The sequence below is a fragment of the Pseudovibrio sp. Ad26 genome (assembly GCF_001623285.1).
Classification (GTDB): Bacteria; Pseudomonadota; Alphaproteobacteria; order Rhizobiales; family Stappiaceae; genus Pseudovibrio; species Pseudovibrio ascidiaceicola.
In genome coordinates this window covers 1-22902 of sequence record NZ_LMCE01000001.1, presented here as the reverse complement: position 1 = coordinate 22902, position 22902 = coordinate 1, and the positions used below count along the sequence as shown (strand labels likewise).

Sequence of the window (22902 nt, the reverse complement as noted above, 5' to 3'; positions counted from 1 at the left end):
TTTTTTGCTGTAAAGGCACTGTTTTCTTCGGGAGGTTTTCATGTCCGCGACCATTTCTCCACTCGCACCCACGTCCTATCCTGACCTTCCGGAGGTTAGAGGTGTTCGACTGGCAACAGCTGCTGCCGGTTTGAAGTATGAAGGACGTACCGATGTTTTTCTTGCTGTGTTTGACGAGCCTGCGCAGATTGCGGGCGTGTTCACGACATCTAAATGCACGAGTGCTCCGGTTGACTGGTGCAAGCAGAACCTTTCCAAAGGCGTTGCGCGGGCGATCATGGTCAATTCCGGGAATGCGAATGCGTTTACGGGCAAGAAGGGGCTCGCATCTGTTGAGCTTTCTGCGGACATCCTTTCAAAGGTGTCCGGGTTTGCCGCAGATGAGCTGTATCTGGCGTCCACTGGTGTGATTGGTGAGCCGCTGCCGGCTGAGAAGTTTGCTGGTGTGGCGGATGGTCTGGTGGCTGATGCTGTTGCCAACAAGTGGATGGATGCGGCTAAGGCGATCATGACCACGGACACTTACCCTAAGATGAGCACTCGTCGTGTGAAGCTGGGTGAGGCGACTGTTATGTTGAACGGTATTGCCAAAGGCGCCGGTATGATTGCGCCTGATATGGCGACTATGCTTGGCTTCCTGTTCACTGATGCTCCGATTAAAGCGTCTGCCTTGCAGAGCTTGCTTTCTGAGTGTGTGGGCGGCTCCTTTAACTCTATTACGGTTGATAGTGATACCTCCACCTCTGATACTGTGCTGTTGGCAGCTACTGGTTCTGCCGGAGGTGACTGGATTGAAGATGCTGCGGATCCACACCTTGTGGAGTTCCGTGAGGCTCTCTCCAGCATGATGCTTGAGCTGGCTCAGATGATCGTTCGTGATGGGGAAGGTGCGACCAAGTTTGTTGAAGTGCGGGTGGAAGGTGCAGAGAGTGCAACTTCTGCAAAGCGGATTGCTATGGCGATTGCAAACTCTCCTTTGATGAAAACTGCATTTGCTGGTGAAGATGCGAACTGGGGCCGTGTCGTGATGGCTGTTGGCAAAGCTGGTGAGCCTGCTGACCGTGATAAGCTGGCGATCTGGTTTGGCGACATTCGTGTTGCGGTTGAAGGAGAGCGTGACCCAGACTACAGCGAAGAAGAAGCGTCTGCTGTCATGAAAGAAGACGAGATCATCCTGAAGGTTGATCTTGGTATTGGAAATGGCGGTGCGACTGTCTGGACATGTGATCTCACCAAGGAATATGTGGCAATTAATGGTGACTACAGAAGTTAAGCGGGTTCAACCTCGCCAACCGAACTGCAATCTGGAAACAGTCTTGAAGCTGGAGCAGGCAAATCTGAATTGCTTTCCCAGCCTCATGGCGCATCATGACGGGAGCTGGATCTCCCGTCTCTCACCAGGTGGTAGTGCACGTCGTAACAACTCTCTGAACTTCTATGATGCCCAAGATGGTGATGAAGCCGAGAGCCGTCTGGATGCTGCGCGCGCGCGCTTCAAGCGACTTGAGACGACATTCCATGTTCGCTGGACGCCTTTGGTTCCAACAGATGTGGATCAGGTGCTGACTTCTCAGAATTATGCTCGCGTTGATGAAACTCTGGTGCTGTCACGATCCATCTGGGGGCTTGGCGATGCTGAGGTGCCTGCAGAGTACAAGCTTGCCGAGGTTTCATTAGGTGAGTGGATTTCTAATTACGCGCAAGTTTCGGGCGCTAAGCGTGGAGAGCCTTTGAGCGAAACCGTGCAGGCACTTCATGATGTGCTTTCCAGAGTGACTGTTGAATTGATTGGGTTGGTGCTGGAAACCGAAGACGGTGTTCCTGCAGCTGTTCTGCTTGGTGTGGTTGATGGCGATCTATTAGGGATCTTTAGCGTGATGACGGCAGAAGTGTTTCGTCGTCAGGGGCTGGCTTACACTTTGATGTGCGAAGTGCAACGTCTTGGTGCTGAGCGCGGTGCGGAAACAGCTTGGCTGCAAGTGGTGGCAGATAATGTTGCAGCGGTGGAGCTCTACGATTCCCTCGGGTATCGAGAAGCCTATGCTTATCACTATTGCAAAGATGCCCAGCCTTAAGAAAATCAGTAAAATTTCACTCGGGACCTTTGGTATGGTTTCCAAAAGGTTTTCAGAGTGGTCCTTTGTGAAACGGGAAAATAAATGAAAATTGTGATGGTTGCGGCGTGCGCCTTGATTGATGCTGATAACCGCATTCTGCTTGCTCAGCGCCCTGAGGGCAAATCAATGGCAGGTTTCTGGGAGTTTCCGGGTGGGAAGATCGAAGCTGGTGAGACACCAGAGGACTGTTTGATCCGTGAATTATCTGAAGAACTGGGAATTACAGTTAAAAAAGAGTGCCTTGCTCCCCTAAGTTTCGCTAGCCACACTTACGAAGATTTTCATCTGCTGATGCCACTTTACGTTTGTAGGCGCTGGTCGGGCACACCTCACGGGGCAGAGGGGCAAAACCTGAAATGGGTACGGGCAGTGCGTTTACGTGATTATGACATGCCACCAGCAGATGAGCCGCTGATCCCGCATCTAATCGACCTTGTGTCTTATTAGCGGGAGATCACGGAGAACAAGAGGCAGTAATGGCGTTGAATGAGAAAGCGTATCACAATCAAAAATGTGGATTTACGATTGCTCATATGACCGAAGACGAGCGCGGAGCCGCTGCAGTTGAATACGCCATTCTTGCTGGTTTGATTGTTCTTGCTATTGTTGCAGCTGCTACAGCAATTGGGGCAACGATTACTGATAATTTCCAATTTTTGGCTGACACAATCGCTTCGGTAGTTTCCAACTAATCAGGACTTTATCTCTTTTGTACCAAGAGCTTCGGCTAGGCTGTGCTTTGCAGAGCCGGGCTTTAGTGGTTTTTGCTGCGATTCATGTGGTGCCCAGCCGGACAGGGATGCGAAAGTAAAGGTTGCACGGATGCGTCCATCTGCATCTGAGTAATCCTGCGCATAGATCTCTGCCGCTTTCATGAAGACCTTCTTGCTTGTCGGCGACTTCAAGCGTTCTTTCAAAGGGTTCGTTGCGCCCATTGCGCGCAGATCTCTGGTCAAGTCAAACATGGTGTCGTATCTGACGGTTAACCGATCTATGTCGGTTACTGGGAGTGCGAAACCTGCGCGTTGGAGAAGGCCGCCGAGATCTCTGGTATCTGCAAATGGGATAACACGTGGTGATACGCCTTCACTAACTTCCATCTCGGCGCGCATCAGACAGTCTCGTAACTCCGCAAGGGTGTCAGTTCCCAATAAGAGGCCGAGGAAAAGGCCATCTGGTTTCAAGGCACGTTTGATCTGGACAAGTGTTCCTGGAAGATCATCGAGCATCTGTAAGTTAAGTGAAGAGACAATCAGGTCCAGACTTTCCGGCGCGAAAGGCAGGACGGCATCATCTACAATCAAATCAGGATCAGACAGGTTTGGGTCTGCACCGAACAGATCGGCTCGCAGCAGGTGTTTGACTTTTCCTGACGCCTTTAGTGCTTCAAAAATGTGGCCGGTGTGACCGCCGAGATCTACTCCGCAGTCAAACTCTCTGCTGATGAATTCCAGACGATCTTGCAAATCTGCGGCAGCTGCCTTCATTAGGAAATCAGCGCCGTCTTGCGCTCTCTTCAATGCAGTCTTGCGACGTTGTGCAATGAGTTTACGATCAAAGAGAGTGTGTTCGCTCATGAGGGCGCCTTTGGCCAGACTGTGCTGTGTGTGCACTATTGGAAATTATAACCCCATTGAACATGGAGTGATGTTCGACGGAGGCTTTGTTAGCTTAATTCTTCTGCAGATATATACGGTGAGCACAGATGAGCGACAAGTTTTCTTCTCTGGAGTGGTTGCCTGATGCAGTGGATAGAGCTGAGCAACCTCTCAAACCCAGCTTTCTTGATATGAAGGTGGCCTCTCATTTAAACCGAGGACTGAACTTTGCTCTGGATGCACTGTTTCCTCATAGCTGTCCGATTTGTAATGATTTAGTTCAAGGTGAAGGTGGTTTGTGTCTGCCTTGTTGGCAGACACTGGAACTGATATCGGCGCCTTATTGTGAGCGGCTTGGTGTTCCGTTGCATTATGAGTTGGGTCCGAATGCCTGGAGCGCTGCTGCTCTTGTTAATCCGCCTGATTATGACCGAGCCCGGGCTGCTGCTTTGTACAATGGGCCTGCTCGAGAGTTGGTGAAGCGGTTTAAGTTTTATGGAGAGATCCGGTTATCGAAGTTTCTTGCCAGGTGCATGCTTAATGCAGCGGCAGAACTTGTCGCTTCTGAGAGTTTTCTTATTCCAGTTCCTCTCCACAAGTCGCGCTTACGTGAGCGCACCTATAATCAGTCTGCTTTGCTGGCGAAGGACGTCGGGCGTCATTTAGAGGGTCAAGTGCTTCTTGATGGCTTGGTTCGAACACGGCGTACCAACCAGCAAGTCGGCCTCAAGCGAGGGGCACGGACAGCTAATGTGAAAGGTGCCTTTGCAGTTGCGGATCATTTCCTGTCAGAGGTATCTGGTGCTCATATGGTGCTGGTTGATGATGTGCTGACGACAGGGGCAACTGTTGAAGAATGTGCTCGGGTTTTGAAAGCTGCGGGTGCGGAACAGGTTGATGTACTTGTTTTTGCTCTGGTCGATCCTGAAAATATGTCTGATGATAGTGGTTGAGTGTTGTTGAGGGGCTGTCTTAGCCTATGCGATATAACGAAGTGATCAACTTGAGTTGAGGTGGACTTGCGGTTTACTTGGACGTGAGCCATATAGACTTCAGTTTTGATGGCTGAATTTCTATTGGCCTTCGCTGTGTATCCAAAGGACAAGAATATGGCTCAAGTTACTATCTACACCCGTGATATGTGCGGTTTCTGTGCTCGCGCAAAAAGACTTCTTGATGAGAAGGGTGTTGATTATAAAGAATTTAACTACAGCGAAGATCCAACGATCCGTAAGGAAATGATTGCCAAAGCAAATGGTGCAAACACATTCCCGCAGATCTTTATCGGATCTGAGCATATTGGCGGTTGTGATGACCTGTTTGCATTGGAGCGTCGCGGACACCTCGATGGTCTGCTGAGCGTTGGTCTTTAAAGAAGCTTAGGAAGCGTATTGCAAACTACGCTTTGAAAGTGAGAGTTGATGACAAGTTTTGTGGCTGCATGTGTCCAGATGAGAACGGGACGAAACCCGCTCGAAAATCTTGATGTCTGTGAGGCGTTGATAAGAGAAGCTGCTGCTGAAGGCGCGGTTTATGTGCAAACGCCTGAGATGACTAATGTGCTGGAACGTAGCCGCAAAGCGCAACTTGCTGCCTCCAGTTTTGAAAGTGATGATCCATTTTTGAAGCAACTGGGTTTGCTTGCTGGTGAGTTGAATATCTGGGTCCATATCGGATCTCTGGCAATCCGGCTTGAAGATGACAAGCTGGCCAACCGCGGTTTTATGATTTCTCCTCAAGGGGAGATCTCCGCTCGTTATGACAAAATCCATATGTTCGATGTGGATCTGCCAAACGGAGAAAGCTGGCGCGAGTCTGAAAGCTACAGCGCAGGCAATGTGTCTCCTGTTATTGATCTTGGTGTGGCCAAGCTTGGCATGGCGATTTGCTACGATATCCGTCAGCCAGCGCTGTTCCGCGAGCAATCCAAGGCTGGCGCGCAGGTTTTGACTGGTCCGGCTGCTTTCACCAAGCAAACTGGTGAAGCGCATTGGCATGTATTGCAACGCGCGCGGGCGATTGAAAACGGTGCCTTTGTTGTGACAGCTGCACAAGGTGGAACACATGAAGATGATCGCCAGACCTATGGTCATAGCTTGATGGTTGACCCTTGGGGCAAAGTGATTGCAGAGCTTGATCATGATGAACCGGGCGTTTTGCTGGGTGAACTTGAAATGGCAAAAGTGGATGAAGCACGTCGACGTATTCCTGCCATCGAAAATGCACGTGAGTTTTCCGTTGTGACTGTTTCCCTCAATGGGGAGATGGTTAGTTGATTAACTACTCACTTGCCTGCGACGACGGGCATGAATTTGACGGATGGTTCCGGAATTCTGGCGACTACGATAAGCAAAAAGAATTGGGGCTGGTCACGTGCCCGTTTTGTGATAGTGCATCGATCCATAAACGCTTGATGGCGCCGAATGTTTCTACTTCGAGAAGTCGGAAGAAGGCGCAGGTCGAACATCAGGTTTCAAAAGCCGTTGCTGCCGCGCAGGCTAAAGCTACAGAAAAGGCTGCGAGTGAACAGAAGGTAGGTGGTGGAACTGTCCGAGCGAGTTCTGAGCAGCCTATTGCTACGGCAACCCCAGCTGTTGATCTGCAAAAAGTTCCTGAGAAAGCCAAGGAACTGGTGGAGGCACTGCGAGAGTTTCGCAAGCAGGTTGTGACCAACTCAGAATATGTTGGCGATAAGTTTGCCGAGGAAGCACGCAAGATCCACTACGGCGAAACCGAAGAGCGCGGTATCTATGGAGAAACTACTCCCGATGATGCTCAGGAGCTTTTGGAAGAGGGTATTGAACTGATGCCGCTGCCAGTGCTGCCAGAAGACCGCAACTGATTTCTTATGTTGTTATGATGGTAAAACGAAAGGCGCCTCGTTTAGCAGGGCGCCTTTTTTGTTCTGTCACTCAATCAGGCTGACACGTCTTTTCTACCCGGGGCTCGGGGGGAGGACGGTTTATCCGCGCTCTTTGTCCGGCTGCGTGTGCTTGTTGATTTGCGAGGCACTCTGCGGCGAGGTTTAGCCGGTACTTTTGTTGGAGCGGCCTGTGCCATTGCTTTCAGATCATCAATGCTTGTCAAAGCTTCTGATGTTGCCTTCTGCGTTTTGGAAACCGTGCCCTTCATTGTGGAGGACATCTGGTTCATCTGGCGGGCACCTTCCTGCCGACAATCTTCAAAAGCTTCCTGCATGAAGTCGCTGGCAAGTTTTGAGAACTCAATGCCAGTTGGGCAATCCCAGATTTCCTGAACGAAATCTGTGTTGGCTTTCATGCGCTTGTTAAAGAAAGACATGTTTGCATGCATGATTGCCTGATAGTTCTCAAGCATGGACTTGTTGTTGGAAATTGCGTGCTCCAACGCTGTGTTGGAAAGTTGGTCTCCACCCTGCGCCCAAAACCAGCCTTGCCAAGGCAGCCCATCTGTCGCAACGGTCCAGCGGTCCATTGCTTCCTTCATTTCTTTGTCGATGTTTAACATCGTGTCTCCTCCGGACTTTGATCAAGTTCTCGGGCGGCGATCTAGGTCTTGAGACAATATCTTTCGAGCGATCAGGGAAGTTGGAAGAAGCTCGTTTGCCGGTAACTTACGCCGCGTACACCCTCCTGTTTATAGGCGCTAATATTGGCAAAATGATATTCTGGATTCTAAGGGATTTCAGCGGCTTTTTTCTGAAGAACTAGTTAAATTTGCAGGCGTAGCTACGCATCCAACCAGTCTTGAATGAGTTCGCTGGTATGGACCGGGTGTTCCAGTGTAGACAGATGACCGCAATCCGGGATGATGTGTAGCTTGCTGTTTGGTATTGCGTCATGCATTTCGCGGCATCTATCCAGCGGAAGCAAACTGTCTTCTTCGCCTGCAACGATCATCGTCGGGCACTGAATTGCCGGGAGGTCTGCTCTTTGGTCTCGGCGGTTGATGATAGCGTTTTGCTGCTTCAGGAAATTATCAGCACCAATGTCAGCAGCCATATCGAAAACCACTTGTCGAAGCGCTGTGTCGTCGTGGCGGGCAGGGTGGACAAGTTGAGGGTACTGCATGGAAGCGATTTTGTGGAAGCCTCCCTTCGTCGCAATCTCCATCTGCGTATGGCGAAGTTGCGTCTGGGCGGCAGTATCATCTCTGGCGTTGGTGTTTATAAGTGCAAGACGGCTGATACGTTCAGGCGCCAGTCGAATCACCTCCAGAGCGACGTAACCACCCATGGACATGCCGAGGAGAGCGAATTTTTCTGGGGCGTGATCCAGCAGCCTTTGTGCCATGGCCTCTATGGAGTCCATGTCGCAGGTTTCGGCAATGATGATTGGGCGCTCTTTCAGAGAGTTGATCTGAGGGCCGAACAAAGTGCCGGTGCTGGTAAGGCCGGGAATGAAAACGACAGTTTCTGCAGGTGCTGTTTCTGGCATTTTCATTCTCCTTAGTCATTGGATGCCAGCTGTTACTCTGGCTTCCGAGCTATTACCATGTAGTTTACATCCAGATCGGTTGTTCTGGACCAGCTGTCTGTCAGTGGATTGAAGCTCACACCGCAGCGCTCGTAAATGTTCATGCCGGATTCATTGAGGGGGGCTTCCAGTTCTTCCGGGCGAACCAGCTTCTCATATTGGTGGGTGCCTTTTGGCAACCAGCGGAGCACGCGTTCTGCTGCGACAATCGCGAGGGCATAGGCTTTCAGAGTTCTGTTGATAGTTGCAACGAACATCATTCCACCGGGACGCACAAGATCTGCACAGGAATTCATGAACAATGGAACGTCTGCAACATGCTCCACGACTTCCATGTTGAGCACGATATCGAACTGTTCGCCTGCCTCAACTAGAGATTCAGCGGTTTGTGCGCGATAGTCGATGTTGAGGTCGGATTGCTGTGCATGAAGTGTGGCTACTTTGATGTTGGTTTCAGATGCATCTGCTCCAACAACGGTTGCTCCCATGCGAGCCATTGGCTCAGCGAGTAGGCCACCGCCGCAGCCGATATCTAAAATCCGTAGACCTTCTAATGCCTTAGGGCATGTTTCATCCCGACCAAAATGGTCACAAGCGTATTCTTTGATATAGGAGATGCGAACTGGGCTGAATTTGTGGAGAGGGCGAAATTTTCCAGTCGGATCCCACCATTCCGATGCAATTGATGAGAAATGCGCAACTTCCGCCGGGTCGATTGTGGTTTGTGCCGGGTTTTTGGCGGCGTTGCTTGGTTTTTGCGCGGTGCTCATAGCTCAACTCTCCACTTTCATCCCGGTACTGGTGGGTCTAATCGCGGTTTTTGTCAAGCCGCTGGTTGCGATAGAAGGGCGCTAGTTGTATGGATTAGCGCCGTTTGTAGTGATGATCGGTTCATCACAAAGGCCCTCGGAGGAATTTGGGAAGCGATGGCCCGTTTGGTTATGAAGTTTGGCGGCACCTCCGTTGCCGACCTAGAGCGTATTAGAAATGTTGCGCGGCATGTAAAGCGTGAAGTGGAAGCAGGCAACCAGGTTGCTGTTGTCGTGTCCGCTATGGCTGGCGTGACGAATACCTTGGTCGGTTATACAAGAGATGCTGCAGCGCTGCATGATGCGCGTGAGTACGATGCGGTTGTTGCCTCTGGTGAGCAGGTAACTTCTGGCTTGTTGGCGATTGTGCTGCAAGACATGGGTGTGGAAGCGCGGTCCTGGCAAGGATGGCAGATTCCTATCCGTACGAATGAAGCCCATGGCGCAGCGCGTATTGAGAGTATTGAAGGTCAAACTCTCATTGAACGCCTGGAGCGTGGACAGGTTGCTGTTTGTGCCGGTTTCCAGGGCGTTGCCCCGGACAACAGGCTTGCGACACTTGGACGTGGTGGTTCTGATACCAGTGCAGTGGCAATTGCTGCTGCCATTCAGGCAGACCGCTGTGATATCTACACGGATGTGGACGGTGTTTATACGACCGACCCGCGTGTGGTGGCCAAGGCAACCCGTTTGGAACGTGTTGCGTTTGAAGAGATGCTGGAAATGGCTTCTCTTGGTGCAAAGGTTTTGCAGGTCCGTTCTGTTGAGATGGCGATGGTTCACGGCGTTCGTACGTTTGTACGTTCCAGCTTTGATGATCCGGATGCCCCGCAGATTAGCGCTGATGGAACACCTGTAGGTACACTTATTTGCGACGAGGACGAGATTTTGGAACAACAAGTCGTCACTGGCATCGCTTACTCAAAAGACGAAGCACAGATTTCTATCCGCAACGTTGCTGACAAACCTGGCATTGCGTCCAGAGTGTTTGGCCCGTTGGCAGAAGGCAACATCAACGTAGACATGATCGTCCAGAACATCTCCCCAGATGGAAAGACGACCGATATCACCTTTACCGTTCCAGAGAGCGATTACGAGCGTGCGCGCAAGGTAATTGAGGAGAACGTCGAGGAAATTGGCTTCGAGAATATCGAAGGCGCTACTGATGTTGTAAAAGTTTCCGTAATCGGCATGGGTATGCGTTCGCATGCCGGTGTTGCAGCCCAGTGTTTTGAAGGCCTGGCTGAGAAGGGGATTAACATCCGCGCGATTACGACATCTGAGATTAAAATCTCTGTTCTGATCGATTCCGCGTATACGGAACTTGCGGTTCGTACTCTCCATTCGCTATACGGACTTGACGGCTAGGTATCCTGCTGTCGAGAATATTGTTGTGTCTTGGACACCTTCCAAGGCACAACGTGGCCTGTTAAAAGGCCAGCAGAATTATAGGTAGGGCGGAGCATGCGCAGCAGCTTGGCCGGACCGCGCGTACTCCTCCGTAAGCTTCGTGAAGTGATGGCGGAGCCGATTAATGCGCAGGAACGGCTCGACAAGATTGTACGTCTGATCGCGGCAAACGTGGTTGCGGAAGTGTGTTCCGTGTACATTTTGCGCGCGGATGGGGTTCTTGAGCTGTATGCGACAGAGGGCCTCAATAAGGATGCGGTTCACCATACTTCTCTGAAGGTTGGTGAGGGTCTTGTTGGCTTGATTTCCTCTGATGCCAGACCGCTGAACCTACCAAATGCGCAGGCGCACCCGGCGTTTGCCTATCGTCCGGAAACGGGCGAAGAGAATTATAACTCCTTCCTTGGTGTGCCGATCCTGCGTGCAGGACGTACGCTTGGCGTGCTTGTTGTTCAGAACAAAGACCACCGGACCTACTTTGAAGACGAAGTAGAAGCCCTGCAGACAACTGCGATGGTAATCGCAGAAATGGTCGCGGCGGGTGAGCTGGAAGCGATTGCGCAGCAAGGCACAACGATTGATGTGATCCGTCCGATGCATCTGAAGGGTGTCGCCCTTGCTGATGGTATTGGTCTTGGCCACGTTGTTCTGCATGAACCGCGTGTGGTTATCACCAATCTGATTGCCGAGGATGCGGACACTGAAAAGAAGCGCCTCGAAGAATCTGTCACGCGCTTGCGTCAGTCGCTTGATCATATGCTGGCAAGCGGTGAGTTTTCCCAGCACGGCGAACACCGTGAAGTTCTGGAAGCTTACCGGATGTTTGCCTATGACCGCGGATGGATCCGGAAGATTGATGAAGCGATCCGCAATGGTTTGACGGCTGAAGCTGCTGTTGAGAAAGTTCAGAGCGATACGCGCGCTCAGATGCTCCGGCAGACAGATCCGTATTTGCGTGAGCGCCTGCATGATCTTGATGATCTGGCGCACCGCCTCATTCGCGAGCTGATGGGCAAGAACCACAGCGGCGAAGATGATCTACCGAAAGACGCCATCATCATTGCGCGTAACATGGGCGCTGCTGAACTGCTGGATTATGACCGGGATCGTATTCGCGGCCTCGTTCTGGAAGAAAGTGGCCCGACAAGCCACGTCACCATTGTTGCACGCGCGCTTGGCATTCCGACAGTTGGGCAGGTTGAAGACATTGTTTCTCTGGTGGAAGCGACTGATGCCATCATTGTGGATGGTGAGATCGGTCAGATCTTCCTTCGTCCAGCCAATGATGTTGAACAAGCTTTTGCAGACAAGGTGCGTCTACGTTCCAAGCGTCAGGAAATTTATCGCCAACTTCGTGATGAGCCGACCGTTACCAAAGACGGTGTGGACGTTAAGCTTCAGCTGAATGCAGGTCTGCTGGTTGATTTGCCAAGTATGGAAGATGCTGGCGCTGATGGTGTTGGGCTTTTCCGTACTGAACTGCAATTTATGGTGGCTTCTGCTTTCCCAAGAATGCAGGAACAGCACACACTGTATTCCAAGGTGCTGGATGCAGCTGGTGACAAGCCAGTTACCTTCCGCTCTCTGGATATTGGCGGTGATAAAGTTCTGCCTTACTTGCGTCTGGCACAGGAAGAGAACCCGGCCATGGGCTGGCGCGCGATCCGCTTTGGGCTTGATCGTCCGGGTTTGCTGCGTACTCAGATCAGAGCAATGTTGCATGCAGGGGCAGGGCGCTCCTTGCGCATCATGTTCCCGATGGTGGCAGATGTTTCTGAATTTCAGCAGGCGAAGGATTATGTTGAGCGCGAACTAAAGCATCTGCGCCAGCACGGTCATGATACGCCTAAAGAGCTGAAACTTGGTGTTATGCTGGAAGTTCCGGCGCTGCTTTACCAGCTTGAAGAGATCTACAAGGAAGTGGATTTCGTCTCTGTTGGCTCCAACGATCTGTTCCAGTTCTTCTATGCGGTTGATCGAGGCAACACGCTGGTTGCGGAGCGATTTGAAGCTCTGTCTCCTAGTTTCCTACGCGCATTGCGTAAGATCGTTGTTATTGGCGATAAGATGGATACGCCCGTCACCCTTTGCGGTGAGCTTGGCGGCCAACCTCTTGCTGCGATGGCTTTGCTGGCGATCGGATATAGAAATCTCTCTATGTCTCCGGCTTCTATTGGTCCTGTTAAGGCGATGTTACGCTCTTTGGATCTATCAGCACTTTCAGAAGAGTTGCTGAAACAATTGGAAGCGGGTAAAGGGACGGACGACATTCGCGAGTTCCTGGCGAACTTTGCATCCGAAAATAATATTCCGGTATAAGCAGCGTATATTTCGATTGCCGCAGACCCGAGAGGCTGTCGCGCTTTTAGATTAGCTGCCTAACGCTTGAGGAGTTGCCGCGAAATGCTGGCACCAGAAAAACTAGACACACTGCTAGCACGCTTTGAAGGTATTGAGGCCGAGATGGCATCTGGTCCTGCGCCGGATGTATATATCAAGCTTTCAAGGGATTATGCGGAACTCGATCCAATTGTGAAATCCATTCGTGAACTTCGCAAAGCCGAGGGTGATCTGGAAGGTGCGGAAGCACTGTTGGCAGACCCTGAAAGCGATGCGGAGATGAAAGAGCTTGCACAGCTTGAGCGTGATGAGCTGACTGGTGTTGTTGAAGAGCTAACCCAGCAAGTTCGCATTGGGCTTTTGCCAAAAGACAAAGCTGACTCTCACGATGTTATTCTTGAAGTGCGTGCCGGTACAGGTGGTGACGAGGCTGCGCTGTTTGCGGGTGATCTTTTCCGTATGTATCAGCGCTTTGCAGACAATAATGGCTGGAAAGTTGAAGTGATGTCCTCTTCTGAGGGGGACATGGGCGGTTTCAAAGAAATCGTTGCTGCTGTGACTGGTCAGGAAGTGTTTGGTAAGCTGAAGTTTGAGTCTGGCGTTCACCGTGTACAGCGAGTGCCTGAGACCGAATCTGGTGGTCGTATTCATACGTCCGCGGCGACCGTTGCTGTTCTTCCGCAGGCTGAAGAAGTGGACGTTGAGATCAACCCTGCTGATTTGCGCATCGATACATACCGTGCATCTGGTGCAGGTGGTCAGCACGTGAACACGACTGACTCCGCTGTTCGTATTGTGCACAATCCAACCGGGATTGTGGTTGCCGTGCAGGATGAGCGCTCTCAGCATAAGAACAAAGACCGCGCGATGAAGTTGCTGCGGGCGAAGATCTACGATGTTGAGCGTGAGCGTGCTGCGAATGAGCGGACCGAGGCCCGCCGTGTTCAGGTTGGTTCCGGTGATCGTTCTGAGCGTATCCGTACCTACAACTTCCCTCAGGGTCGTGTGACTGATCATCGTATTGGTTTGACGCTGTATAAGCTTGACCAGATGATCGCAGGCGAAGCTACGGGTGAAGTGATTGATGCTCTGATTATGGATCATCAAGCGAACTTGCTCGCCGATGAAGGACTTTAATGTCCGGCCTCTTCGATAATTTCGACCTCAAAAATGTGCAGGCTTTGTATCTAGCGGTGCGGAGCCTGTTTCGTGATGCAGGTCTGATTGAAGCTGATCTGGATGCACGTGTCCTTGTTGCAGAAGCCCTTAGAATTGAGCCGAGAAACCTGATTCTGGAATATGATCAGGTGATCAAGCCTGAGACGCTGGTGGTTGTTTCCCGATATGTGGAAGAACGCCTTGCTGGAAAGCCGGTAGGACGTGTTCTAGGGAAGCGGGAGTTTTGGGGGCTGGAGTTTTCGTTGTCTTCGGCAACATTGGAGCCGCGGCCGGACACGGAAACGCTGGTTGAAACTGCGATTGCGTTTTGTCAGGCCCATGGCGACTTGGAAAAAGAATGGGTTTTTGCAGATATTGGAACTGGCACAGGAGCGGTTGCGATTGCGCTCCTGACTGAATTGCCCAATGCAATTTGTCTTGCTGTTGATATCAGTGAAGAGGCTTTGGAGACTGCGCAACGAAACGCAGCAAACAACAAGGTTCGTGACCGCTTTATCCCAGTTCGCGGTTCATATCTGGATGCGTTGAGTGGATCTTATGATTTTGTTGTGAGTAACCCGCCGTACATTCGCAGCTCTGTTATTGAAGGACTAAGCCATGAAGTTAAGCAGCACGACCCTATGTTGGCGCTTGATGGTGGAGTGGATGGTCTTACTGCCTATAAAGAATTGATAGGCAACGCTAAACGAGTTCTTAAGAGAAATAGTGGACTTCTTATGGAGATCGGGTTTGATCAAGCCGATGAACTTTCAACTCTTGCGAGGGAACTCGTAGGATTGGAGGCTTGTTGTGAACATGATCTGGCCGGTCAACCAAGGGTGATTGTTGTAGTTTTTCCATGATTGGCGAAGAATTCAATTATCTGGAAAAAAGCCCTTGGAAAATACGTCGGAACGAGATAGTTTCATCTCGCCGACAAGCGATACCAGCTAAAAGCTGAAAACGATGGGGATGGGCACTCACTGACTGTGAGACGAGCCTGGCAGAGACGTCGGTTGATAGTTTCAAAGCAGATAGTTGAGCAACCCCTCGTATCGTTGAACTGAGAGAGCAATGCATTTGTATTGCTGCGATCAGATGTCGGATATCGCATTGAAGCAGTTATACGATCGAATGCGATTGCATTTCGATGTTGATAGCCTTTGTGCTCATCAACACGCAGGCTTATTAACGGCATTTGGAATCCGGGAGATCTTACTCCCATGAACCTCACAGTTAGGTTCGATTGCTATTCCGGAAAGTTAACGGCAGAATGAGACCAGGAAATCAGAATAACAAGCGCATGCGTGGACGGGGGCGTAAAGCTCCAAATCCATTGACACGTACTTTTGAGTCAAATGGACCGGACGTTAAGATCCGAGGTACCGCATTGCATGTTGCTGAAAAGTATCAGCAACTTGCGCGTGATGCTCAGGCCTCCGGGGACCGTGTAACCTCCGAGAACTACTATCAGCATGCAGAGCATTACCAGCGCATCGTCGCTGCGGCTCAACCCCAAAGCACACAGACTGCTGCTCCTTCTGCGCGTACAGAAGATGAAGCTGCACCTGCTGCTGTTGAAACACCAAACGCTGTGGCAGCGACTGAAGAGCAAGAGGTTGCGGTTGCAACCCCTCAGCCTGTGATCGGTCTGGATACGCCTCAGCCGTTTATCGAAACAGCTCCAGCGGCTGACGAGAATGCAGAGGCTTCGGGAGACGCATCTGCACCAGCTGACGAAGATGATGGCAAAGCACGCCGTCGTGTTCGTGGCACTCGTGGTCGTGGTGTTCGTCGTACACCTTCCTCATCCTCCGCAAGTGCAGCAGCGCCAGCTGAGGCACCTGAAGGTGGTGAAGATGATGCAGCTTCTACGAAGCCACGTCGTACGCCTCGTGCTCGCACACCTCGTGCAGCTCGTTCACAGCGTACCCGTACAGCTCGTGTTCCTGCTGAGGATGCACCTGCATCTGCACCAGCACCTGCGGCTTTGGAAACAACCGGAGACGGTGAAAGCTAAGCACGTCTGATGATGTGCTTGCTGGCTCACTGGTTTGCCGGAGATCTATGAAAAACCCCGCTCAAAAGGCGGGGTTTTCTTTTTTGCTGACTGGCAAATAGTTCGTTGTGGGTGCTGGCTTACTCAATGATGAGTGTGTCACCGACGGAAAGTGTGCCGTTGTTGAGCACTTCCAGATAAATACCAACATCCATATGCCCCAGTGAACCATGAAGCGCCTTGTTGATGTTGGTGTCGCGCTCGGCTGTGACTGGATTTACATCTACGGCAGCGCAGCGGCGGGTGCGTTTCGCGAATTTGAACTCTACGCCTGAACTGGAACGGATTTTCTTGTCGGCCCAGTCAAACTCCTCATAGGCTGCCAAGCCTTCAACATAGATGTTTGCGCGGAAGCGTCTTGGATCAATCTCCACGCCCAAAGTCTCAGAAAGCGCTTTCACGCTGGCCAAATTCACGACATGTACGAAATTCTCAGCGGTATCCGTGAAAGCATGGTCGTCTGCGTGGCGGACTTTGAGCGGGCCAGTGGCTTTTTCACCCATGTGTGCTGTGAAGTAGGCTGCGAGTGCATCCTGTCCTTCAGCTGTTTCCAGCGGTAACGTGATGTCTTCACTCTCTGGCTTGGACAGAGTGATGCTTTTGTTTTCCAGATCGTATGTGCATTTGACCTGCGCCACGTCTTCATAACGAACCAGCACTAGAAATTTGCTCTTTGAAATGTGCTGAGGAGCTGCTGGATCGAAACCGCATGGACCATTTTCAATCGCATAGGCACGATCCAGCGGGAAGACAGCTCCGGCTTCTACTGTGGTGGTCTGAAGTGGATGAGCCGTAAGGCCTTTAACTGGATGTGTTGCGAGTGCGGTGATATGCGCAGGCGAAAAAGTCATATTAAATTCCGTTGTTTAAGCTATTCGAAACTATGAGGAACAAAGGATTGTGGCAAGATCTTGCGAGGACCCTCTTTTGTCGGCAGTTTGAACTACTATATGAAGAGTGCAGGGGGAAGTCTCCTGCTTCGGGTGCTCTTTATGAGGCTCGGATCCTCCCAAAATGCTTCGTCATGCTTCGGGTGACACGGCACATAGGAGTTATATATGGACTTTGAGAAATACACCGACCGTGCGCGTGGGTTCATTCAGTCTGCGCAAACATACGCTCTAGGACAAGGGCATCAACAGTTTACTCCCGCACATATTTTAAAGGTCTTACTGGATGACAGTGAGGGCATGTCTGCTGGTCTTATTGAACGGGCCGGAGGACGTGTGCAGGATGTCCGTCTACAGATTGAGACTGATCTCGCCGCGCTTCCTAAAGTGAGTGGTGGTAACGGGCAGCTGTACCTGGCGCCTGAAACGGCCCGTCTTTTTGAGCAAGCTCAGAAAATAGCGGAGAAAGCAGGCGACAGTTATGTCACTGTTGAGCGGCTGCTGCTTGCGCTTGCCATGGATAAAGACAGCAAAGCAGGGAAGGCACTTGCGCAAGGTGGCGTCACGCCAAACGCACTGAACGAGGCTGTCAACGAAGTACGCAAGGGCCGGACTGCGGATTCTGCATCCGCTGAAAACCAGTATGACGCTTTGAAGAAATTTGCTCAGGATCTGACTGAAGCTGCCCGTGAAGGTAAGCTCGACCCTGTGATTGGGCGTGATGAAGAAATCCGCCGTGCCATTCAGGTTCTTTCCCGCCGTACCAAGAACAATCCGGTTCTGATTGGTGAACCGGGCGTTGGTAAAACCGCAATTGCTGAAGGTCTTGCACTGCGCATCGTCAATGGCGACGTCCCGGAAAGCCTGAAAGACAAAGAGCTACTTGCTCTTGATATGGGCGCATTGATCGCTGGCGCGAAATATCGCGGTGAATTTGAAGAACGCCTGAAGGGTGTTTTGAATGAGGTGCAAGCCGCTGCGGGTGGTGTGATCCTCTTTATTGATGAAATGCATACGCTGGTTGGGGCAGGGAAGACAGATGGAGCGATGGATGCTTCCAACCTTCTCAAACCTGCGCTGGCGCGTGGTGAGCTGCACTGTGTTGGTGCGACTACGCTTGATGAATACCGCAAGCACGTTGAAAAGGACGCGGCGTTGGCTCGTCGGTTCCAGCCTGTGTTTGTAAGTGAGCCAACGGTTGAAGATACGATCTCTATTTTACGTGGCATCAAGGAGAAGTATGAACTTCACCATGGTGTTCGCATTTCAGATAGTGCGATTGTTTCTGCGGCAACGCTGTCTAACCGTTACATCACGGACCGTTTCCTGCCGGATAAGGCAATTGACCTTGTTGACGAAGCTGCCAGTCGCTTGCGCATGCAGGTGGATTCCAAGCCAGAAGAGCTGGATGAGTTGGATCGCCGGATCATTCAGCTGAAAATCGAGCGGGAAGCACTCAAGAAAGAAGATGATAATGCCACGAAGGATCGGCTTCAGCGTCTCGAAAAAGAACTGGTTGATCTGGAAGAGGAATCCAATGCGCTGACACAACGCTGGCAATCTGAAAAAGATAAGCTGAGCGGTGAGCAGAAAATCAAAGAGCAGCTAGATGAAGCGCGCACGGAGCTGGAGCAGGCGCAGCGTATTGGCAATCTGGCTAAAGCGGGCGAGCTTGCTTACGGCGTTATCCCTGATCTGGAAAAGAAGCTTTTGAATGCCCAGACAGCTGAAGATGTCGACAACACCATACTCAACGAGACTGTAAGCAGTGAAAGCATTGCCCAGATCGTGTCTCGCTGGACCGGAATTCCCGTCGATAAGATGCTGGAAGGCGAACGAGAGAAGCTGCTTCGTATGGAAGATGAGTTGGCCAAACGTGTTGTTGGACAGCAGGAAGCCGTTCATGCAGTTTCCACTGCTGTGCGCCGGTCTCGTGCCGGTTTGCAAGACCCGCACAGGCCAATTGGCTCTTTCATGTTCCTCGGCCCAACTGGTGTTGGTAAAACCGAGCTGACCAAAGCGCTTGCCAGCTATCTCTTTGATGATGAGACAGCCATGGTGCGCGTGGACATGTCTGAGTTCATGGAAAAGCACAGTGTTGCTCGCTTGATCGGAGCGCCTCCGGGCTATGTTGGTTATGAGGAAGGTGGTGTTCTGACAGAAGCTGTGCGCCGCCGGCCATATCAGGTAGTGCTGTTTGATGAAGTAGAAAAAGCACATGGCGATGTGTTCAATGTTCTGCTTCAGGTACTGGATGATGGCCGTTTGACGGACGGGCAAGGCCGTACTGTGGACTTCCGCAATACGCTGATCATCATGACATCAAACCTTGGTTCAGAATTTTTGGCGTCCCAGGGAGAAGGTGAAGATGCTGAGGCTGTTCGTGGTCCGGTGATGGATGCCGTGAAAGCGCACTTCCGCCCTGAATTCCTGAACCGTCTGGATGAGATTATTCTGTTCCATCGCTTGCAACGGACTCAGATGTCCCGGATCGTTGAAATTCAGCTGGCCCGTTTGCAGAAGTTGCTGGACGACCGGAAAATGGAACTTGAACTGGATGATGGTGCTATGGGTTGGCTTGCCGAAAAAGGGTATGATCCGGCTTATGGTGCACGCCCCTTGAAGCGCGTGATTCAAAAGCAGGTTCAGGATCCGCTGGCAGAGATGCTTTTGGCTGGTACAATTTCTGACGGTCAGAGCATCAGAGTCTCTGCAGGAACAGACAGGCTACTTTTTGAAACGGCCTGACAGGTTTGATCATGAGTTAAAGAAGAGGGCCGGATTTTCCGGCCCTTTTTGTTGGGCATTCCATAGAGGCTTTTCTAACGCATGCTTTTTGTGCTTAGTTCTGTAGATTGAAGTTGGGGCACTAAATTTCTTGGTTGGTGGTGGCTATGAGTAAAACTGGTTTTGCGATTTCGTGTGTGGCCCTAAGCTATCTCTGGCTTGCGGCAGCCGTTGCAATTGGCGGGGCAACCTATCCAGATTACAGCCATAGTTCTCAGTTCATGAGTGAGCTTGGGGCAACTGGTGCTCCTTTTGGAGCTGCTGTGAACCTTTGGGGTTTCGCGATGGTTGAGCTGCTTCTTTTACCCTGCCTTGTGATTTGCTTTTCTCACCTTATGCGTTGTCGCGCTGAACGTTTTGGTTTGGTGATTTTTGCGGGCTATCCAATACTGATTGCTGTTGCTGCTTTCTTTCCGTGTGATTTTGAATGCAGTGCTGCTGATCCAACCCAAAGTCAGCTCATTCACATGGCTGCTAGTTTTTTCGCCTACTTCTGTGCTGTTGTTGGTCTTAGTATATTGTCTGGAGCAGTCTACGAGAGGCCTTTTTGGATTTTGCCCTGCCTGATTTTAATGGCGATGCTCTTCAGTCTCTCTATTGAAACCGCTTTCAGTGGTCTCATGCAACGTGCGTTGGAGACTGGCATTTATCTTGGGTTTTTCGTGATCCTGATGCGCAAGCGTCATCATAAAAAAGAGCAAGCAGCTTGACGTTACTTGCTCTTTAATAGCGAGAGGCTTTTGGTGAACTGAAGTCAGTTCCGTAGTGAAGCGATGCGTTGACTTGGGCGGCCTGTTTCCATCAGAGCATTGATGCGGTCGCGTTCGCGCTTGAAGTTCTCAAGAACCTGAGCTTCGAGGATGCGGCCTTGCGGTACTTTGATCTTCAGGGAGTTCACGAAGCGGCCATTCACCTTCACTTCATAGTGGAGGTGGTTACCCGTTGAAAGACCGGTTGTTCCTACATAGCCAATAACGGAACCCTGTCTGATCTTCTGGCCTTTTTGAATGCCAGAACCAAAGCGGGTCATGTGGTTATATGTGGTGACATAGCCATTGGCGTGTTTGATCTCGACGCGTTTGCCGTATCCGCCAGACCAAGCTGCTTTTTGGATTACACCATCGCCAGCTGCAAAGATTGCGGTGCCGCGAGGAGCTGCCCAGTCTGTGCCAGTGTGCAAACGGCGGGTTTTCAGCACTGGATGGCGGCGCATGCCGAAGCCAGATGTAAAGCGGCCTGCCGCGATTGGTTTACGGAGCAAGAACTGCTTCGCGCTCTGGCCGTTCTCATCATAATAATCGACGACACCATCGTCCGGTGTGCGGAAACGGTAGAAGCGGTGAGAGCGACCATTCACGGTGATGGATGTATAAAGAATTTCGGAGGCGCCAGTGGTCTGGTCTGCATCAAGGCCATAGAAGACGCTCATCTCATCACCGCTTTTTACGGAGGCATTGAAGTCAACGCTATAAGAGTAGATGCGAACGAGTTCTTTTATGAGAGATGTTGGGACGTCGTTATCAAGACCAGTCTGGTAGATCGAGTCATAATAGGTGGCACGAGGACCAACGGAATTCTGCTGCTGTGATGTGAATGCATCTGCGGCCATCTGCGTAGATGGCTCTGGTGCTACAACAAATTCGCCTTCATCGTTTGGAGCGATGGTTCCCACATGGCGCTGATCTTCATAGATGCTAACGCGGACAAGGATTCCGTCGTCGTCTTCAATTTTGTCCGTGTTGAGGGACAGGCGGAAAATCTGACCAGCTTTGATCGTGTCGATACCAAAGTTTTCGGTAAACGCTTTGATATAGCCTTCTGCTTCTTTCTCTGAAGCCTCCCCATCCAGCAGAATGTCAATAAAGTCAGTCTGAGTCAGGATCGGAACAATGCGTTCTTCAATCTGATTGGCCTGAGAGATTTTACGAGATTTGGGCTGGAAGGAAACGTTTTCTTCTGTGATGCGGACTTCGATGTTTTCAAATGACTGTTCTGAAAGAGGAGCAAAGCCTGCATTGAAGTCTTCGAGGCTCGGGATGGCTGCAATGTCGGTGGAATTGTCCAACATGAACATCGCTGCTTTTTTAACCTGTTCCTGAACAGCTTCTTCTTTATGATCAGGAAGGGCCACCATGCTCATAGCTTCCAGTGGGAAGTCGCGTTGAGAAATGGATACTTCACCTTCAATGTCGGCACCATAGATCGCATCACTGGCGACCTGTAGCGGAGCGACCTGTTCTCCCTGATACATAGTGATCGGGTCGAACGGTGGAATGTCTGCAGCTGTTTCCTGTTTCTTGATGTTCTCAAGGCTTGCGCTGACGAGCGCATATGGCTTGGCTTTTACGTGGTCACGGCCTTCGCTGCGGGTCACTGTATTCACTTCAATGATCTGCCGGTTGGAGAAGCCGTCGGTTGCGGAACTCAGGCGGTCACCTTTTCCGCTGGAATTACGCTGTGGTGCCAGGTCTGCTGAATTGCTTGCGGGGGCTTTCGCTGTCTTATAGGTGTACTGGCCATCTAGCGCGGCCATCAACGCACCACCCATTAATACAATGGAGGTCATGCCGGTCAGGATCGTCCCGATCAACCAGCGGCCATTAAGCCGTGCGGGCTGGTCAGACGAACTTGCAAGGCTATCCACCATCAAAGCAGGTTCATTGCCAAGATTGACGGAAGGCCTTCCATTAGTATGGAACCTACCAGAATTCATCGAGCTACTTATCTTTCCCCAAATCGGCAGAGATGCCATCTGCAGCAGAGTTCTGCATCACGTGTTTACGATTGATAGACAATGCTGAAGATGGGAACAACTGATGAAAGACAAATACGGCTGGATTTTGTCGCTGATACTATGAAAAATTATAGAAAAAATGGATTTGGCGAGAAAATAATGAATTTGGCTGGCAAACCACGATTTTAAGCACCATATAAATACAGGGTTTGCGATTATTGAAAAAGTTTCCCCAGTCCTGTGAAAATTTTGAAGTTTTCTCTCAGGGCTCGTTGACAGGGTCAGCTCATATCCCTATAACCCGCTTCACGCCACCGGGGCGGGCCAGTGAGGCGCCGGTTCGGAGGCACAAAAACAGAAGGATTTACGGGGTTTTTAAGAGATCAGGTAAGTCTGGATATTGAGGCGCAAGTCTCCGCTCATTGACAATTGAATACGGAAGAAGAAAGAGAAACGTGGACGGCGGTTATTCGCGAGTGGTTTGGTAACAAGCCACTGTTACGGAATAACTGACTTAGTTTACGTTTTTCAGAACACCAAAGATTG

The 22902-nt window shown here is 51.0% G+C and carries 21 protein-coding genes; 15 read left to right on the top strand and 6 right to left on the bottom strand.

Translation table 11 applies throughout. From position 1 onward, the window contains the following. Window positions 1-40 precede the first annotated feature (40 nt). From argJ to PsAD26_RS00090, 4 genes are all read left to right on the top strand, one after another. A complete protein-coding gene (gene argJ, locus PsAD26_RS00105) occupies window positions 41-1273 on the top strand; it encodes a bifunctional glutamate N-acetyltransferase/amino-acid acetyltransferase ArgJ (protein WP_063308790.1) in 1233 nt (410 codons plus the stop codon). Beyond that, window positions 1254-2075 carry a GNAT family N-acetyltransferase gene (locus tag PsAD26_RS00100; protein ID WP_063308789.1) on the top strand — a complete coding sequence of 274 codons (822 nt, stop codon included), beginning with the start codon at window positions 1254-1256 and terminating at the stop codon, window positions 2073-2075. The genes argJ and PsAD26_RS00100 overlap by 20 nt, the downstream gene beginning before the upstream one ends. An 84-nt stretch (window positions 2076-2159) precedes the next feature. Next, window positions 2160-2564 (top strand): 8-oxo-dGTP diphosphatase MutT, encoded by a 405-nt coding sequence (gene mutT, locus PsAD26_RS00095; RefSeq protein WP_063308788.1) that lies wholly within the window; start codon window positions 2160-2162, stop codon window positions 2562-2564. A 29-nt stretch (window positions 2565-2593) separates the two neighbouring features. After that, a complete protein-coding gene (locus PsAD26_RS00090; protein ID WP_063308787.1) occupies window positions 2594-2809 on the top strand; it encodes a Flp family type IVb pilin in 216 nt (71 codons plus the stop codon). On the opposite strand, the gene PsAD26_RS00085 is transcribed toward PsAD26_RS00090, so the two are convergent. Further along, the gene (locus tag PsAD26_RS00085; protein WP_063308878.1) at window positions 2810-3694 is read right to left on the bottom strand and encodes a methyltransferase domain-containing protein; all 885 of its coding nucleotides are present in this window, start codon (window positions 3692-3694) and stop codon (window positions 2810-2812) included. Window positions 3695-3822: 128 nt separating this feature from the next. Between PsAD26_RS00085 and PsAD26_RS00080 the strand changes: the two genes are divergently transcribed. The 4 genes from PsAD26_RS00080 (at window position 3823) to PsAD26_RS00065 (ending at window position 6557) form a co-directional block, all read left to right on the top strand. Beyond that, on the top strand, window positions 3823-4668 hold the full coding sequence (locus tag PsAD26_RS00080) for a ComF family protein (RefSeq protein WP_063308786.1): 846 nt from the start codon (window positions 3823-3825) through the stop codon (window positions 4666-4668). Window positions 4669-4824: 156 nt separating this feature from the next. Continuing rightward, window positions 4825-5088: a glutaredoxin 3 gene (gene grxC, locus PsAD26_RS00075; RefSeq protein ID WP_057463560.1), complete on the top strand. Its 264-nt coding sequence runs from the start codon at window positions 4825-4827 to the stop codon at window positions 5086-5088. Between the two features lie 48 nt (window positions 5089-5136). Continuing rightward, window positions 5137-5991, top strand: a complete 855-nt coding sequence (locus PsAD26_RS00070) for a carbon-nitrogen hydrolase family protein (protein WP_063301622.1) — start codon at window positions 5137-5139, stop codon at window positions 5989-5991. Then, window positions 5988-6557 carry a DUF1178 family protein gene (locus PsAD26_RS00065; RefSeq protein WP_063308785.1) on the top strand — a complete coding sequence of 190 codons (570 nt, stop codon included), beginning with the start codon at window positions 5988-5990 and terminating at the stop codon, window positions 6555-6557. The genes PsAD26_RS00070 and PsAD26_RS00065 overlap by 4 nt, the downstream gene beginning before the upstream one ends. 74 nt (window positions 6558-6631) lie before the next feature. On the opposite strand, the gene PsAD26_RS00060 is transcribed toward PsAD26_RS00065, so the two are convergent. The 3 genes from PsAD26_RS00060 to ubiG form a co-directional block, all read right to left on the bottom strand. Further along, complete coding sequence (locus tag PsAD26_RS00060) at window positions 6632-7201, bottom strand: phasin family protein (RefSeq protein WP_063308784.1); 570 nt, start codon at window positions 7199-7201, stop codon at window positions 6632-6634. A gap of 221 nt (window positions 7202-7422) precedes the next feature. Continuing rightward, the gene (locus PsAD26_RS00055; RefSeq protein WP_208985425.1) at window positions 7423-8130 is read right to left on the bottom strand and encodes an alpha/beta hydrolase; all 708 of its coding nucleotides are present in this window, start codon (window positions 8128-8130) and stop codon (window positions 7423-7425) included. Window positions 8131-8162: 32 nt separating this feature from the next. Beyond that, a complete protein-coding gene (gene ubiG, locus PsAD26_RS00050; RefSeq protein ID WP_063308782.1) occupies window positions 8163-8939 on the bottom strand; it encodes a bifunctional 2-polyprenyl-6-hydroxyphenol methylase/3-demethylubiquinol 3-O-methyltransferase UbiG in 777 nt (258 codons plus the stop codon). Window positions 8940-9095: 156 nt separating this feature from the next. Here ubiG and PsAD26_RS00045 point away from each other — a divergent pair, with 156 nt between their 5' ends. The 5 genes from PsAD26_RS00045 to PsAD26_RS00025 all read left to right on the top strand — a co-directional run bounded on the left by PsAD26_RS00045 (window position 9096) and on the right by PsAD26_RS00025 (window position 15906). Then, window positions 9096-10346: an aspartate kinase gene (locus tag PsAD26_RS00045; protein ID WP_057463461.1), complete on the top strand. Its 1251-nt coding sequence runs from the start codon at window positions 9096-9098 to the stop codon at window positions 10344-10346. 96 nt (window positions 10347-10442) lie between these two features. Continuing rightward, window positions 10443-12707, top strand: a complete 2265-nt coding sequence (gene ptsP, locus PsAD26_RS00040) for a phosphoenolpyruvate--protein phosphotransferase (RefSeq protein ID WP_063286038.1) — start codon at window positions 10443-10445, stop codon at window positions 12705-12707. An 84-nt stretch (window positions 12708-12791) separates the two neighbouring features. Continuing rightward, window positions 12792-13865, top strand: a complete 1074-nt coding sequence (gene prfA, locus PsAD26_RS00035; protein ID WP_057463460.1) for a peptide chain release factor 1 — start codon at window positions 12792-12794, stop codon at window positions 13863-13865. Beyond that, complete coding sequence (prmC, locus tag PsAD26_RS00030; protein WP_063308781.1) at window positions 13865-14749, top strand: peptide chain release factor N(5)-glutamine methyltransferase; 885 nt, start codon at window positions 13865-13867, stop codon at window positions 14747-14749. Before prfA ends, prmC begins: the two co-directional genes overlap by 1 nt. 410 nt (window positions 14750-15159) lie before the next feature. Further along, window positions 15160-15906 carry a DUF4167 domain-containing protein gene (locus PsAD26_RS00025; protein WP_208985424.1) on the top strand — a complete coding sequence of 249 codons (747 nt, stop codon included), beginning with the start codon at window positions 15160-15162 and terminating at the stop codon, window positions 15904-15906. Window positions 15907-16025: 119 nt separating this feature from the next. Here the strand turns inward: PsAD26_RS00025 and PsAD26_RS00020 are convergent, their stop codons facing one another. Beyond that, entirely contained in the window at window positions 16026-16796 is a 771-nt protein-coding gene (locus PsAD26_RS00020; RefSeq protein WP_063308780.1) for an MOSC domain-containing protein, read from the bottom strand. Between the two features lie 207 nt (window positions 16797-17003). On the opposite strand from PsAD26_RS00020, the gene clpB reads away from it, so the two are divergent. Then, window positions 17004-19583, top strand: coding sequence for an ATP-dependent chaperone ClpB (clpB, locus tag PsAD26_RS00015; RefSeq protein WP_063308779.1), 2580 nt, complete (start codon window positions 17004-17006; stop codon window positions 19581-19583). 146 nt (window positions 19584-19729) lie between these two features. Then, entirely contained in the window at window positions 19730-20332 is a 603-nt protein-coding gene (locus PsAD26_RS00010) for a DUF998 domain-containing protein (RefSeq protein ID WP_063308778.1), read from the top strand. 44 nt (window positions 20333-20376) lie between these two features. On the opposite strand, the gene PsAD26_RS00005 is transcribed toward PsAD26_RS00010, so the two are convergent. After that, window positions 20377-22335 (bottom strand): M23 family metallopeptidase, encoded by a 1959-nt coding sequence (locus PsAD26_RS00005; protein ID WP_063308777.1) that lies wholly within the window; start codon window positions 22333-22335, stop codon window positions 20377-20379. Window positions 22336-22902 lie beyond the last annotated feature (567 nt).